We start from the raw sequence: 12,923 nt of genomic DNA, 5'->3' as shown, positions 1-12,923 counted from the left end.
GCCGAGAGGATTGAAAAATGCACGTACTGACTTTTAGTCAGGCTCGCGCCGAACTGAAGCAGACAATGGATGATGTTTGCCGGGATCACGAGCCCGCCATAATCACGCGCCAGCGTGGCGAACCCGTCGTAATGCTCTCTCTGGAAGATTACAACGGACTGACCGAGACCCTGTACCTCACAGCCTCGACAAAGAACGCCTCACGCCTCCGTTCATCCATTGCTCAGCTCCGGGACGGTAAAGCCGTTGCCAAGGAATTGACAATAAATGAGCAAGAAGAAGCAGAGTAACAAAGACAACACCCGCACCATCGCAGGGGTCAAGTTTACGGATGAAGCATGGGAAGACTACTGCCACTGGCAGCAGGCCGATGCCAAAATCCTGAACAACATCAACTCGCTGATCACCCAGTGCCGCCGTACTCCCTTCACCGGAACTGGCAAGCCTGAAGCCCTCAAGGGCGATCTGACTGGCCTCTGGTCTCGCCGCATCAACCAAGAGCACCGCCTGGTCTACTTCTTCGAGGCCAACGTTCTCACTATCTTGCAATGCCGCTATCACTACGACAGCTGAAACACTGTGCTGTGCCCAGCTGGGGCACACGCACCATTGCACATCTGAGTGCTACCCGTGCGCGAAAGCCTCAGCTGGGTCACTCAGCCCAGGTACTGCTCACGACCTATGCCAAGTAGTTGATTTCAGCCAACGACTGGGCCGAACTGGCGAAGCTGGAAACGAACGTAATTGGTATAGAACAGGTACAGGATTAAATTTCCTTCACCTTGCGCCCTTTAGTCATAAGGCATTCGACAGCGTTTGGGCCATACTCCACAATGCAGCGGTTTTAGGGGGAAAACCCTTGCACAGCCAACGACATACCAACTTTTAGTGAGCCTCAACGTGAAAACATCCCTGTCCATCCTCAGCCTGCTGCTGTTGCTCACAGGAACTGCGACCCTACCGTCGACCGCTGCTGCACAACCCCCGGCCCAGGTTCAACGCGACCCGTCCAAGCTGCATCTGGCTTCAGGCAGCGCCCTGCTGATCGACCTGAACACCAACCAGGAGTTGTACTCCAGCCATGCCGACCGAGTGGTGCCCATTGCCTCGGTGACCAAGCTGATGACCGCAATGGTGGTGCTGGATGCCAAGCTGCCCATGGATGAGATGCTCACCATGACCATTGCCAACAACCCGGAAATGAAAGGCGTGTATTCGCGCGTACGTCTGGGCAGCCAGCTCGACCGCCGTGAAACCTTGCTGATTACCCTGATGTCGTCGGAAAACCGCGCTGCCAACTCCCTGGCCAACGCCTACCCCGGCGGCTACCCGGCGTTCATCAAGGCAATGAATGCCAAGGCCCGTAGCCTGGGCATGGCACACACCCGCTACGTCGAGCCGACCGGCCTTTCGACACAGAACGTATCCACCGCCCGCGACCTGGCCAAGCTGCTGATGGCCTCGCGCAAGTACCCGATGCTGAGCGAGCTGTCGACCACCCGCGAGAAGACCGTAGCCTTCCGCAAGCCGAACTACACGCTGGGCTTCCGTAACACCGACCACCTGGTGAACAAGAGCAACTGGGACATCAAGCTGACCAAGACCGGTTTCACCAACGAAGCCGGTCATTGCCTGGTGCTACTGACCCGCATGGACAACCGTCCGGTGGCCATGGTCATCCTTGATGCCTTCGGCAAGTACACCCACTTTGCCGATGCCAGCCGCATGCGCCAGTGGCTGGAAACCGGCGCTGCCAAGCCGGCGCCAGCGGTGGCCATGCAGTACAAGGCTGACCGCCAGGGCAAGGGACGGATGGTGGCGGAGTAACCATCGCCGCCGGAAGTGGAGAAGCTGTCGCGGTTTCTGTGGGAGCGGCTTTAGCCGCGAACACCGGCAAAGCTGGTGCCATCCACCGCGCCAGCTTCTTCGCGGGTAAACCCGCTCCCACAGAGGCCGTGTCAGCGGGTCATTTTTGCAAGCTCGTCAGGCCGTTGCGCTCACCATCCCGCCCGAACTGCTGCCACCTTCTTGCTGCAACAGCTCCAGCAACTGCGCCGTAGCCGCCATGATCAGCCCGTTGAGGGTGGCAATGCTTGCCTGCTTGGCACCCACCGCAGCCGCCTTGGCGGCCTCGTCCATCTTGCTGTTTTGCAGCGCAGCCAGCTGTTTCTGCTCCTCGGCCAGCTGCTTTTGCAAATCCTTGATCAGCTGACGCAGCTCCTTCATGGATTCCGATTCGCCGCTGTCTTCAGTGTCTGCGGCTTGCGCCTGGCTACCCGCCGACACTTTCATGCTGTCACTGCTGATGCTCAAGGGCCCCAGTGCCTCGCCGGCCTGTTTGGCCTGCTCGCGCTCGGTCGCTGCATTTGCACTCAGCGTCTGTGCCGAAACGCCGTTGATCATCAGGTTGCTTGCTGTAATTGCGCTCATGTCGATTCCTTGGCCGAAAGAACAGTCCTTGCCGTAACCACCCTATCGGCTAGCCCACGCAGATCTTTAGCCCGCTTAAATTCCCCCCCGGCTGGCTCGTTCCACCTCATGTACTTGCGCAGGAGCCGGAGCCCCGGCGGGCGTCCATATTCGACCATTCAGGGAATCGCAGCCATGAGCCAGTCCTCACAGCAGGAAACCATCAAAGATCTGATCGGCGTGGGCTTCGGCCCTTCCAACCTGGCCTTGGCCATCGCCCTGGAGGAGCTCGCCGAGTCCCAGGGCCATGCCCTCGACGCACTGTTCATCGACAAGCAGCAGGACTACCGCTGGCACGGCGAAACCCTGGCCACCCAGAGCGAGTTGCAGATCTCGTTCCTCAAGGACCTGGTGTCGTTGCGCAACCCCACCAGCCCCTACAGCTTCGTCAACTACCTGCACCAGAAGCAGCGGCTGGCCGACTTCATCAACCTCGGCACTTTCTACCCCTGCCGCCTGGAGTACAACGACTACCTGCGCTGGGCAGCCGAACACTTCGCTACCCAGGCGGTGTATGGCCAGCAAGTACTGCGCATCGAGCCTGAAGTGCATGCCGGCAGGGTCGAGCACCTGCGCGTGGTCGCACGCGACGCTCAGGGCCGTGAATACAGCCGCCGCACCCGTTCAGTGGTGGTCGGCAGCGGCGGCACGCCAAAAATCCCGGAAAAGTTCAGCGCCTTCAAGGACGACCCTCGTGTTTTCCACCACTCTCAGTACCTGAGCAGCCTGAACAAACTGCCGTGCACCGATGGCAAGCCAATGCGCATCGCCGTGATCGGTTCGGGCCAGAGTGCCGCCGAGGCATTCATCGACCTCAACGACAGCTACCCGTCGGTGAAAGTCGACATGATCCTGCGCGGTTCGGCGCTCAAGCCGGCCGACGACAGCCCGTTCGTCAACGAAATCTTCTCGCCGGACTACACCGACCTGGTCTACAACGAGCCGGCCGACCAGCGCAGCAAGCTGCTGGGCGAGTACCACAACACCAATTACTCGGTGGTTGACCTTAACCTGATCGAGCGCATCTACGGCATCCTCTACCGGCAGAAGGTTGCCCACCAACACCGCCACAACGTGCTGTGCCGTCGCCAGGTGGAAGCCGTGGTTGCCACCCGCGAGGGCCTGGAGCTGACCCTGCGCGACCTCGCCACCGGCCAGCAGCAAACCCACCGCTACGACGCCGTGATCCTCGCCACCGGCTACGAGCGCCGGTCGCACCGCGACCTGCTGGCGCCGCTGGCCGGCTACCTGGACGATTTCAGCGTCGACCGCAACTACCGCGTGCTGGCCAGCCCCGACCTGCAAGCCTCGGTGTACCTGCAAGGTTTCTGCGAAAACAGCCACGGCCTGAGCGACACCCTGCTCTCGGTACTGCCGGCCCGCGCCGCGGAAATTGGCCGTGCGCTTTACCAGGACCTGGCGCAGCTGCCTGGCAAGGTACAACCAGCCGTGGCCCTGAACCGCGCCTAACGCCTATGCTACAGCCCTTCAAGGTCGGCCTGTCGCCTCGCGCGCAGGCCGGCCTTGTGCTTTTCGAAACATTTGCTTGCATTTAAAACGGCAGGTTTTCAATTCTCATTCGTCCTTATCAGTACAGCCCCCTTTGGTTGGGCATACGCTCGACCACCCATTGCAGAAGACTGTCTGATGGCCAAATCACCAAAAAAATCCAAATCCAGGCTGTGGTTCCTGGTCCATAGCTGGCTCGCCCTGCCGATCTGGTTCTTTGTGCTGATCGTCTGCTTCACCGGCATGCTTGCCGTGGTCAGCCAGGAAATCGTCTGGCTCGCCGACCCGGCGGTACGTGCCAACAAACCCGACAGCGACGTCGAGCGCATGAGTTTCCAGCAGGTGCTGGAGGCTTTGCACAAGGCCGAGCCGGACATGGTGGTGGAGCGCCTGAGCCAACCGGACGGTTCGCACTTTGCGGTGAAAGCCAATGTCACCCTGCCTGACGGCACCAGCCCGACGCTGTATGTAAACCCCTATACCGGTGCCATCCAGGGCAAGACGCCCGACTTCAACTTCGAGGCCTTCACCCGCGCCCTGCACGGTTGGTGGCTGGTACCGTTCACCAATGGCTTCAGCTGGGGCTGGTACCTGGTGTCGCTGCTTGGCCTGCCGATGCTGGCTTCGCTGGTGACCGGGCTGGTGGTGTACAAGAAGTTCTGGAAAGGCTTCTTCAAGCCTGTGCGCACCGGCCACGGCTCGCGGATTTTCTGGGGCGACCTGCACCGCCTGGCCGGGGTGTGGTCGATCTGGTTCATTGCGGTCATTTCCATTACCGGCACCTGGTTCCTGATCCAGGCGATCTTGTTCGACAACCACATCACCATTTCCAGCCGCCCCATCGTGCCGGTGATTGCCCGAGAGGACGTGCCGCAAACACAGGATGGCAGCCCGGCCCCGCGCATTGACCTGGACGAAGCCGCACGCATTGCCGGGCTGGCAATCCCGGGGCTGGAAATCAACTTCATTTCGCTACCCGCCACCGCCTACAGCCATGTCACCCTGTCCGGCCCCGGCTGGTACCCGTTGATGTTCCAGAGCGCCTCGGTGAACCCTTATACCCGCAACGTCGACAGCCAGTTCCTGATCAGCGACCGCTCGACCCTGGAGTTCGTCACCGAGTCGATGCGCCCGCTGCACACCGGCGACTTCGGCGGTTTGCCGATCAAGCTGGTGTGGTTCTTCTTCGGCCTGATCCTCACCCTGATGGTGTTCAGCGGCCTGTTGATCTGGACCAAACGCACCGCCCAGGCCACCGCCGCCGCCCTCAAGCGCAGCGAGCGCGCGCCACGTGCCGCACACAGTGAAACCACCGTGGAGATCCGCCCATGAGCCAGGCCCAAGCCCTGCCCGCCAGCCCGTTGAAGCAACTGTGGCTGAAGTGGCGTTTTCACCTGAACATCCTGCTGATCCTCATACCACTGGGTTTCATGCCCAAATACTTCGCCGATGCCAAGTTGTTCCGTGGCGACGCCGGCCTTGGTGCCAATGTGATCAGCGACATCCAGGTCGGCCCGTACAGCCTCAACCTGGCCGAACTGCGCGACGAGGCGCCACGCGCCGACGGCCCGGCCGGCTACTTCAAGTCGTTTAACGCAGCGCTGTGCAAGGCCTGCATCCAGGATGTCAAGGCGGCCTACCTGCGCATCGGTAAACCGCGCAGCCTGCGCGCTGCCGGCACCATCTTCTTCGGCGCGCCGTACAACATGGGCACCAACCTGCCCATCCCGCCCCGCACCAAACCCGACGCGCAAATCTGGATCACCTTGGAGGGCTGGGACGGCAGCATGCACCAGGCGTCGGTCCCCCTGGCCAAGGCATCGCCGGCCACCGTGGCCTGGCTTGAAAAACAAGGAGGCAAGAAATGAAAAACCTGATGCGAACCCTCGCCCTGCCCTTGCTGGTGCTGGCTGCCGGCCCCGCCCTGGCGCACAACCCGATGTGCGAATGCGAAGAGCTGGCCAGCGGTCAGGTCAAGTGCACAGGCGGCTTCTCGGACGGCAGCGGTGCCCCCGGGGTAACCCTGGACGTGATCGGTTATGACGAGCAGGTGCTGGTCGGCGGCAAGCTGGGGGATGACTCGACGCTCACCTTCAAGCGCCCGGACGGTGAGTTCTACGTGCTGTTCGATGCCGGCCCTGGGCACGTGGTGGAAGTCGACTACGCCGATATCGCCCAGCCATGAGCCGCGCACAAGTGATTCGCCCGGCCGGCGCCGGGCACGAAACCCTGTACGTGCTGCTGGCCAGCCTGCTGATCGTGGTGCTGGCCGCCGGCGTGGTGCTGCTGCGTGGCGAGCGCGAGGACGAGCAGGCCATCGCCAGCCACCAGATCGACGCCCGCCGCGACCTCACCGCCGCCGAGCAAGGCCTGTATACCGACCTGCGGGTAGCCTTCGACGAGATTCAACTGCTGCGTGAAGAAAACGCTGCCGCGCCCAGCGTGCAAGCCCTGGCCGAAGAAGGCCTGCCGCCGTTCGTGGTGGATGCCGGCAGCCAGAGCCGTGGCGGGCACCAGTGGTCGTGGCTGGAGCCCGGTGCCTACCTGGGCCGCAGCCAGGCCCCTGAAGTCGCCGGCAGCCTGCTGCTGATCCTGCCGGCCGAGAGCACGGGCGAGGCCGATGTCTGGCTGCGCCGCGACAGCGCTGCCGTCATCCCCGACGACCTCGGCCAGGCGGCCTTGATCGCTGCGGGCTGGCAGCAGGTGGTCAGCCACTACGACGCCGGGGTTACCCGCGAACACCGTCACTGAACCCAAGGACTCCCCCATGCTTCGCTCCGCCCTCGCCCTGCTCCTGGCCTTCGCCCTGCCGGCACTGGCCCTGGCCGATAATGGCAAGCCGCTGCGTATTGGCATCACCCTGCACCCCTACTACAGCTACGTGACCAACATCGTTGGCGACAAGGCCGAAGTGGTACCGCTGATTCCGGCGGGCTTCAACCCGCATGCCTACGAGCCACGGGCCGAGGACATCAAGCGCATCGGCACCCTGGACGTGGTGGTGCTCAACGGCGTTGGCCATGACGACTTCGCCGACCGCATGATCGCCGCCAGCGAAAAGCCCGACATCGCCACCATCGAGGCCAACCAGAACGTACCGTTGCTGGCGGCCACCGGCATTGCCGCGCGCGGTGCCGGCAAGGTGGTCAACCCGCACACCTTCCTGTCGATCAGCACCACCATCGCCCAGGTCAACAACATCGCCCGCGAGCTGGGCAAGCTCGACCCGGAAAACGCCAAGCTGTACACGCAAAACGCCCGTGCCTATGCCAAACGCCTGCGAGCCCTGCGCGCCGAGGCCCTGGCCAAGGTCACCGAAGCGCCTGGCGCCACGTTCCGGGTTGCCACCATCCATGCTGCCTACGACTACCTGGTGCGCGACTTCGGCCTGGAGGTTACCGCGGTGGTAGAGCCGGCCCATGGCATCGAGCCCAGCCCTGCCCAGCTGAAAAAGACCATCGACCAGCTCAAGGCCCTGGACGTGCGGGTAATCTTCTCGGAAATGGACTTTCCGTCAGCCTATGTCGAAACCATCCAGCGTGAATCCGGCGTGCGCCTGTATCCGCTGACGCACATTTCCTATGGCGAATACACCAAGGACAAGTACGAAGTGGAGATGAAGCGCAACCTCGACACCGTGGTGCGCGCCATTCAGGAGAACCGCGCATGACTGCCGCCGCCAACCTGGTAGCAGCCAGTGGGCCACGCATCGAGTTCAGCGGCATCGACCTGACCTTGGGCCGCACACGCATCCTCGAACAGGTCAGCTTCGGCGTGGCGGCAGGCAGCGTGCACGCCATCGTCGGCCCGAACGGCGGTGGCAAGAGCTCGCTGATCAAGACCCTGCTCGGGCAAATGCCGCACCAGGGCCAGCTGACCCTGCATTGGCCAGGCGAGCGTGAAGTGATTGGCTATGTGCCACAAGCGCTGGAGTTCGACCGCGGCCTGCCGATGACAGTCGATGACTTCATGGCTGCCATGTGCCAGCGCCGCCCGGCCTTCCTCGGCCTGTCGCGGCGCGTACAACCGGCCATCGATGCCGCTCTGGCGCGGGTCGGCATGCTCGACAAGCGCAAGCGGCGCATGGGTGCGCTGTCCGGCGGCGAGCGCCAGCGTGTGCTGCTGGCCCAGGGCCTGATCCCCGAGCCGCAGCTGCTGGTGCTGGATGAGCCGATGTCGGCGCTCGACGAAGCCGGTATCCAGGTGTTCGAACAGTTGCTGCAAGGCTGGCGCCAGGCCGGCACCACCGTGCTGTGGATCGAACACGACCTGGAAGCGGTGCTGCGCCTGGCCGACCGGGTAACCGGCCTGAGCCGCCAGGTACTGTTCGACGCCCCGCCCGCCCAGGCCCTGACCCCGGAGCGCCTGCTCGGCCTGTTCTCCGTTCATCCGCGTAGCGAGAGCCTTGCCTCATGAGTTTCGAAGCATTTCGCCAACTGGTCCAGGACTGGGCCACCGCCGGCTACCTGCCCGAGGCACTGGCCTACGGTTTCGTGGTCAATGCCCTGCTGGCCGGCCTGATGATCGGGCCGGTACTGGGCGGCCTGGGCACCCTGGTGGTGGTCAAGCGCTTTGCCTTCTTCTCGGAAGCCGTGGGCCATGCCGCGCTGACCGGCGTGGCTATCGGCATCCTGCTCGGTGAACCCTACACCGGCCCCTACGGCAGCCTGTTTGGCTACTGCCTGCTGTTCGGCATCCTGCTCAACTTCCTGCGTAACCGTACCGGGCTGTCGCCGGACACACTGATCGGCGTGTTCCTGTCGGTATCGCTGGCGCTGGGCGCCAGCCTGCTGCTGATGCTGGCGGGCAAGATCAACGTGCACATCCTCGAGAACGTGCTGTTCGGCTCGGTGCTGACCGTCAGCGGCCAGGACCTGGTGGTGCTGGGTATTGTTGCGGTGCTGGTGCTGGCGCTGGCCATACCGCTGTACAACCGCATCATGCTGGCCAGTTTCAACCCGCAACTGGCGGCGGTGCGCGGGGTGGCGGTGAAAACCCTGGACTACCTGTTCGTGGTGCTGGTAACCCTGGTGACCGTGGCCGCGGTGAAGGTGATCGGGGCCATTCTGGTCGGTGCGCTGTTGGTCATCCCCGCTGCTGCCGCACGCCTGGTCAGTCAATCGCTGAAGGGCTTTTTCTTCCTGTCGGTGCTGATTGCCACCGTCAGCACCCTGTTTGGCATCTTGCTGCCGATCGTTTTCGACCTGCCAGTGCCGTCAGGCGCCGCGATCATCCTGGTTGCCGGCATCTGCTTTGCCCTGGCCGCCCTGGCCCGCGCCCTCGTCCCCCGCCTGCAAGGAAACCCGGCATGAACCTGAAACGCCTGACCCTGGCGCTGGCCCTGGCCGGCCTGCCGTCGCTGTCTTATGCCACGCAAGTGCTGACCACCCTGCCCGTTACCCACAGCCTGGCCAGTGCCTTGCTCGACGGGACGGCGGTGCAACTCAAGCGTGCGGCACCGGCAAACCTGCCAGCCAGCCGCCAGCCCTCGTATTTCAGCTCGCGCGGTGGCCCCGGCCTGGAGAAAGCCGCACAGCAGGCCGACGCGGTGATCGGCGTGCGCTCGATCTGGCGTGACGACCCGCTGTACCCGATGGCCCGGCGCAGCAACATCCGTATCGTCGAGATCGATGCTGCGCGGCCGGTGGATGGCGCACTGCCAGGCATTGCCGTCACCGGTGACGATGCCTATGGCGCCTACCCCTGGCTCAACCCGACCAACCTCGGGCGCATGGCCGATGTAGTGGCCAATGACCTGGAGCGGCTGGCACCGGATGACAAAGCGAAGATCCAGAGCAACCTGGCCGGGGTCAAGCGCCAGTTGCTGGAGCTTACGGCCAGCAGCCAGACACGTTTGGCCAAGGTCGACAACCTGACGGTGGTCAGCCTGTCCGAACGCTTGGGCTACCTGGCCAGCGGGTTGAATCTGGACGTGGTTGAGCAGCCGCTGCCGGCCGAGTGGGATGCTGCCGCGCTCAAGGCGCTGGGTGAGAACCTGAAGGCGCAGGATGTAGCACTGGTGCTGGACCACCGGCAGCCGGACGCGGCGGTGGCCGAGGTGATCAAGGCGGCCGGGGCGAAGCTGGTGGTGGTGGAGAGTGACCCTGAAGATGCGTTTGCAGGGCTTAAGGCTAGCGTCGGCCAGGTGGTTGGGGCATTGGCCGAAAGCTGATCTCGCCTGTACCGGCCTCTTCGCGGCTAAAGCCGCTCCCACAGGGACCGCGCAGCCATATGGCCCGGTGACATCCCTGTGGGAGCGGCTTTAGCCGCGAAGAGGCCGGTACAGGAACACACTGCTACCGCTTCATGCACCGCTGGTAACGCTCATCCACCCGCCCGGCAAACCAGGCCGTGGTCAGCTTGCGGGTGATCTTCGGGCTCTTCAGCTCGATGCCGGGCAGTACCGCCCGCGGCACCGGCTTACCGGCCTTGGCATCTGCCAAAGCAAATACCCCGCTGTACAGCTTGCTGTCCTCGAACGCCAAGCTGTCGCCCTCCTCCAGCTGGCTGCGGATCTGCGGGTTACGCAGCCCAAGCTTCCCACCCAGCTTGCGCGCTGCCAGTTCGGTGGCCCCGGGCATGATCGCACCCGGTGCGACCAGGTCGCCGTCCAGGGCAAGCGTCACCCCGGTCACCTTGCTCAGAGCGGCCTGGAATGCCGCGTTGCGGCTGGCGTACCAACCCGCATTGAAATCGGCAAACCGGTACAGCTGGCGCTCGTAGTTGACCGGGTAGCCCAACAGGTGGGCGATACCGAAGTACATCCCGCCACGCCGGCTGAACACCTCCTGGCGGATGCTGCCATCGTGGCTGTAGGGGTAACCCTGCGCATGCTTCTCGGCGAAGTCGATGCTGACCTGCATCGGCCCGCCGGTATGCACCGGGTTGAGCCCGCCCAGTAACGTCTTGCCCAGTGGCACGCGGGCAATGACCTCGTCATACAGTTCACTCAATTGCTTTTCGCTGCGCACCGCCTGCAAGCGCTGCTGGTAGCTCTGGCCATTGCCCGACGGCGTTTTCAGCGCACCGTCTACCAGTAGCCTGGGAATGTGCACCCGCGCCGCACGACGGTCAATTTCCTCGCGGGCAATTCGCCCCAGGTTGGGCACCTGCGGGTCGGCAGTGAAGGTGGACTCCTGCTCGGTCACCGCCAGCACGGCGCACAGGTTGCTTTTGCTGGGGGCGATGCGCTGCGCTTCAAAGGCGACTTGAATGTCCCGGGCCCAACCTTCGCGGTCCTTGGCCTGGGCTGGCAGCAACCGCAACAACTGTGCACGGACCTTGGCCGGATCCGCTTCGGGCACTTCCTCACGTCGCCCGGCGCAGCCTTGCAGCAGCGCCAGCGCCATCAACCCGGCAGCCAGTAACCGGCCGTTCAGGGCTGTTCACCGACCAGCATTGCGGCCGTGTGTTGATCGATCGACATTGTCTGCCCCTTGCCTGGAGAAAGGCCTAGCCTCCCCCAGGGACGCAGTGACGTCAATCAGGCAGACAACCGAAGCGGCTGCAACGATGCCGTCAACGCATCGAGCACGCGGTCTTCATGCTCGTGGATGAAGAAGTGGCCACCCGGGAACATCTGCAGCGAGAAATCGCCGTGGGATTCTTTGCGCCAGGCTTGCAGTTGCTCGTCGCTGGCCCGGTCGTCCACGCCACCCAGCACGTGCAGTGGGCACTGCAACGCCGGTCGCTGGCGGTAGGCATAGGTGCCGCATAGCAGAAAGTCCGCGCGCAAGGTCGGCAAGGTCAGGCTCATCAGCTCGGCGTTGGCCAGCACTTCCTCGGGCGTGCCCTGAAGTTCGCGCAGTTCGCTGATCAGCTCGGCATCGCTCTTGGGCTCGCGCCAGTTCTTGCCGTCGTAATCCTCGCGCCGGGTCGGCGCTGCGGTACCGCAGGCGAACAAGGCCAATGGTGACGGGCAGCCCAGCGCTTGCAGTTCATGGGCCAGCTCGAACGCCAGCAGCGCGCCCAGGCTGTGCCCAAGCAGCGCATAGGGTGCACTGGCCGCCAGGCGCTGCTCGCTGGCCAGTTGCCGGGCCAGGGCCTGCATGTCGGTGTGCAGCGGCTCGGCCATGCGCGCGCCACGCCCGGGCAACTCTACCGGGCGTACCTGCAGCCAGGCCGGCAGCTTGCGCCGCCAGCGGCTGTAGACCATGGCGCTGGCCCCGGAATACGGCAGGCACAGCAGGTTCAGTGCAGTCACTGGGCGGCGGCTTCGGCCATTTTCTGGCGCAGGCTCAGTGGGCGCATGTCGGTCCAGACTTCATCGATGTAGGCCAGGCAGTCCTTCTTCAGGCCGCTCTTGCCCACCGCACGCCAGCCGTTGGGGATGGCCTTGTAGTCGGGCCAGATCGAGTACTGCTCTTCGTGGTTGACCACTACCTGGAACTGGATATCGTCGCGGTCGAAAACGGAAGTCATTGCCTGTCTCCTTGAATGATGAATGCCGCAGTGCGCGTGGCGCAGGGGGGCTTTCAAGTAGACGTAACCGGCCATCGAAAAATTAACGTTTCAGGCGTCATGCAACAGGTCGTGTGCATCGAGCAGGCGGAAAGCCACTTGCGGATTACGCTCCAGCCCGCGCCGGATCGCTGCCGGGATTGATTGCCGGGTCCTGCGGCACAACCCTGGCTGGTCATCCAGCTCGATGACGATGCCGCGCATGGTGCGCACCTCGTTGAACCCGGGAGCAATGTGCACGCGGATGCCGAGGTTTTCGTACAGCCGTTGCTGCAGGCGTTGCAGGTCCTCCAGGTCCTTGAGGTTTTCCAGGCGTTCGAGCAGGCGTTTTTCTTCCTGGCGGGTCAGCAGGAGGATGCGTTGGGCGGCCTGCGAGTGATCAGCCAGTTGTTCGCGACCACAGATGCAGGCGCCAGGGGGGCAAGGTTGGCGCAAAGGAGGTGGTGTGCTCATGCTGCAAGCATAGCCTGTACTGGCCTCTTCGC

17 protein-coding genes are annotated in these 12,923 nt (G+C 63.5%); 12 read left to right on the top strand and 5 right to left on the bottom strand.

Annotation, left to right across the window (positions count from 1 at the left end; translation table 11 throughout):
• The first annotated feature begins 17 nt into the window (after positions 1–17).
• The 3 genes from ACIQUI_RS19545 (at position 18) to pbpG (ending at position 1,827) form a co-directional block, all read left to right on the top strand.
• Entirely contained in the window at positions 18–290 is a 273-nt protein-coding gene (locus tag ACIQUI_RS19545; protein WP_403201742.1) for a type II toxin-antitoxin system Phd/YefM family antitoxin, read from the top strand.
• The gene (locus ACIQUI_RS19540) at positions 268–573 is read left to right on the top strand and encodes a Txe/YoeB family addiction module toxin (RefSeq protein ID WP_403201740.1); all 306 of its coding nucleotides are present in this window, start codon (positions 268–270) and stop codon (positions 571–573) included. Before ACIQUI_RS19545 ends, ACIQUI_RS19540 begins: the two co-directional genes overlap by 23 nt.
• Before the next feature lie 327 nt (positions 574–900).
• Positions 901–1,827 carry a D-alanyl-D-alanine endopeptidase gene (gene pbpG / locus ACIQUI_RS19535; RefSeq protein WP_403201739.1) on the top strand — a complete coding sequence of 309 codons (927 nt, stop codon included), beginning with the start codon at positions 901–903 and terminating at the stop codon, positions 1,825–1,827.
• Positions 1,828–1,983: 156 nt separating this feature from the next.
• On the opposite strand, the gene ACIQUI_RS19530 is transcribed toward pbpG, so the two are convergent.
• Positions 1,984–2,430 (bottom strand): hypothetical protein, encoded by a 447-nt coding sequence (locus tag ACIQUI_RS19530; protein WP_403201737.1) that lies wholly within the window; start codon positions 2,428–2,430, stop codon positions 1,984–1,986.
• Positions 2,431–2,604: 174 nt separating this feature from the next.
• On the opposite strand from ACIQUI_RS19530, the gene ACIQUI_RS19525 reads away from it, so the two are divergent.
• The 9 genes from ACIQUI_RS19525 to ACIQUI_RS19485 all read left to right on the top strand — a co-directional run bounded on the left by ACIQUI_RS19525 (position 2,605) and on the right by ACIQUI_RS19485 (position 10,150).
• The gene (locus ACIQUI_RS19525; protein WP_403201735.1) at positions 2,605–3,939 is read left to right on the top strand and encodes a lysine N(6)-hydroxylase/L-ornithine N(5)-oxygenase family protein; all 1,335 of its coding nucleotides are present in this window, start codon (positions 2,605–2,607) and stop codon (positions 3,937–3,939) included.
• Positions 3,940–4,116: 177 nt separating this feature from the next.
• Entirely contained in the window at positions 4,117–5,310 is a 1,194-nt protein-coding gene (locus tag ACIQUI_RS19520) for a PepSY-associated TM helix domain-containing protein (RefSeq protein WP_403201733.1), read from the top strand.
• Positions 5,307–5,846, top strand: coding sequence for a thiamine pyrophosphate-binding protein (locus ACIQUI_RS19515; protein ID WP_403201731.1), 540 nt, complete (start codon positions 5,307–5,309; stop codon positions 5,844–5,846). Before ACIQUI_RS19520 ends, ACIQUI_RS19515 begins: the two co-directional genes overlap by 4 nt.
• A complete protein-coding gene (locus ACIQUI_RS19510) occupies positions 5,843–6,163 on the top strand; it encodes a hypothetical protein (RefSeq protein ID WP_391136409.1) in 321 nt (106 codons plus the stop codon). The genes ACIQUI_RS19515 and ACIQUI_RS19510 overlap by 4 nt, the downstream gene beginning before the upstream one ends.
• Positions 6,160–6,729: a DUF6162 family protein gene (locus tag ACIQUI_RS19505; RefSeq protein ID WP_403201729.1), complete on the top strand. Its 570-nt coding sequence runs from the start codon at positions 6,160–6,162 to the stop codon at positions 6,727–6,729. The genes ACIQUI_RS19510 and ACIQUI_RS19505 overlap by 4 nt, the downstream gene beginning before the upstream one ends.
• A gap of 16 nt (positions 6,730–6,745) precedes the next feature.
• Complete coding sequence (locus tag ACIQUI_RS19500; protein ID WP_403201726.1) at positions 6,746–7,648, top strand: metal ABC transporter substrate-binding protein; 903 nt, start codon at positions 6,746–6,748, stop codon at positions 7,646–7,648.
• Positions 7,645–8,394 (top strand): metal ABC transporter ATP-binding protein, encoded by a 750-nt coding sequence (locus ACIQUI_RS19495; RefSeq protein WP_403201723.1) that lies wholly within the window; start codon positions 7,645–7,647, stop codon positions 8,392–8,394. The genes ACIQUI_RS19500 and ACIQUI_RS19495 overlap by 4 nt, the downstream gene beginning before the upstream one ends.
• Positions 8,391–9,290: a metal ABC transporter permease gene (locus ACIQUI_RS19490; protein WP_403201720.1), complete on the top strand. Its 900-nt coding sequence runs from the start codon at positions 8,391–8,393 to the stop codon at positions 9,288–9,290. Before ACIQUI_RS19495 ends, ACIQUI_RS19490 begins: the two co-directional genes overlap by 4 nt.
• A complete protein-coding gene (locus ACIQUI_RS19485; RefSeq protein ID WP_403201717.1) occupies positions 9,287–10,150 on the top strand; it encodes a metal ABC transporter substrate-binding protein in 864 nt (287 codons plus the stop codon). Before ACIQUI_RS19490 ends, ACIQUI_RS19485 begins: the two co-directional genes overlap by 4 nt.
• Positions 10,151–10,274: 124 nt before the next feature.
• Here the strand turns inward: ACIQUI_RS19485 and ACIQUI_RS19480 are convergent, their stop codons facing one another.
• From ACIQUI_RS19480 to ACIQUI_RS19465, 4 genes are all read right to left on the bottom strand, one after another.
• The gene (locus tag ACIQUI_RS19480; protein WP_403201714.1) at positions 10,275–11,327 is read right to left on the bottom strand and encodes a DUF1615 domain-containing protein; all 1,053 of its coding nucleotides are present in this window, start codon (positions 11,325–11,327) and stop codon (positions 10,275–10,277) included.
• Between the two features lie 134 nt (positions 11,328–11,461).
• A complete protein-coding gene (locus ACIQUI_RS19475) occupies positions 11,462–12,181 on the bottom strand; it encodes a thioesterase II family protein (protein WP_403201712.1) in 720 nt (239 codons plus the stop codon).
• A complete protein-coding gene (locus ACIQUI_RS19470; protein WP_003256222.1) occupies positions 12,178–12,399 on the bottom strand; it encodes an MbtH family protein in 222 nt (73 codons plus the stop codon). Before ACIQUI_RS19470 ends, ACIQUI_RS19475 begins: the two co-directional genes overlap by 4 nt.
• 90 nt (positions 12,400–12,489) lie before the next feature.
• Positions 12,490–12,891, bottom strand: coding sequence for a hypothetical protein (locus ACIQUI_RS19465; protein ID WP_403201709.1), 402 nt, complete (start codon positions 12,889–12,891; stop codon positions 12,490–12,492).
• Positions 12,892–12,923: the final 32 nt, after the last annotated feature.

Origin of the sequence: Pseudomonas sp. NPDC090592 (assembly GCF_044769185.1) — a bacterium.
Lineage (GTDB): Bacteria > Pseudomonadota > Gammaproteobacteria > Pseudomonadales > Pseudomonadaceae > Aquipseudomonas.
This window is presented reverse-complemented; position numbering and strand designations above follow the sequence as displayed.

Bases quoted from the DNA above. Each gene is read 5' to 3' on its own strand.
- ACIQUI_RS19520 (WP_403201733.1), top strand. From the start codon at position 4,117: ATGGCCAAATCACCAAAAAAATCCAAATCCAGGCTGTGGTTCCTGGTC.
- ACIQUI_RS19510 (WP_391136409.1), top strand. From the start codon at position 5,843: ATGAAAAACCTGATGCGAACCCTCGCCCTGCCCTTGCTGGTGCTGGCT.
- ACIQUI_RS19465 (WP_403201709.1), bottom strand. From the start codon at position 12,891: ATGAGCACACCACCTCCTTTGCGCCAACCTTGCCCCCCTGGCGCCTGC.
- ACIQUI_RS19525 (WP_403201735.1), top strand. From the start codon at position 2,605: ATGAGCCAGTCCTCACAGCAGGAAACCATCAAAGATCTGATCGGCGTG.
- ACIQUI_RS19495 (WP_403201723.1), top strand. From the start codon at position 7,645: ATGACTGCCGCCGCCAACCTGGTAGCAGCCAGTGGGCCACGCATCGAG.
- ACIQUI_RS19505 (WP_403201729.1), top strand. From the start codon at position 6,160: ATGAGCCGCGCACAAGTGATTCGCCCGGCCGGCGCCGGGCACGAAACC.
- ACIQUI_RS19540 (WP_403201740.1), top strand. From the start codon at position 268: ATGAGCAAGAAGAAGCAGAGTAACAAAGACAACACCCGCACCATCGCA.
- ACIQUI_RS19500 (WP_403201726.1), top strand. From the start codon at position 6,746: ATGCTTCGCTCCGCCCTCGCCCTGCTCCTGGCCTTCGCCCTGCCGGCA.
- ACIQUI_RS19485 (WP_403201717.1), top strand. From the start codon at position 9,287: ATGAACCTGAAACGCCTGACCCTGGCGCTGGCCCTGGCCGGCCTGCCG.
- ACIQUI_RS19530 (WP_403201737.1), bottom strand. From the start codon at position 2,430: ATGAGCGCAATTACAGCAAGCAACCTGATGATCAACGGCGTTTCGGCA.
- ACIQUI_RS19490 (WP_403201720.1), top strand. From the start codon at position 8,391: ATGAGTTTCGAAGCATTTCGCCAACTGGTCCAGGACTGGGCCACCGCC.
- ACIQUI_RS19545 (WP_403201742.1), top strand. From the start codon at position 18: ATGCACGTACTGACTTTTAGTCAGGCTCGCGCCGAACTGAAGCAGACA.
- ACIQUI_RS19480 (WP_403201714.1), bottom strand. From the start codon at position 11,327: ATGGCGCTGGCGCTGCTGCAAGGCTGCGCCGGGCGACGTGAGGAAGTG.
- ACIQUI_RS19515 (WP_403201731.1), top strand. From the start codon at position 5,307: ATGAGCCAGGCCCAAGCCCTGCCCGCCAGCCCGTTGAAGCAACTGTGG.
- ACIQUI_RS19470 (WP_003256222.1), bottom strand. From the start codon at position 12,399: ATGACTTCCGTTTTCGACCGCGACGATATCCAGTTCCAGGTAGTGGTC.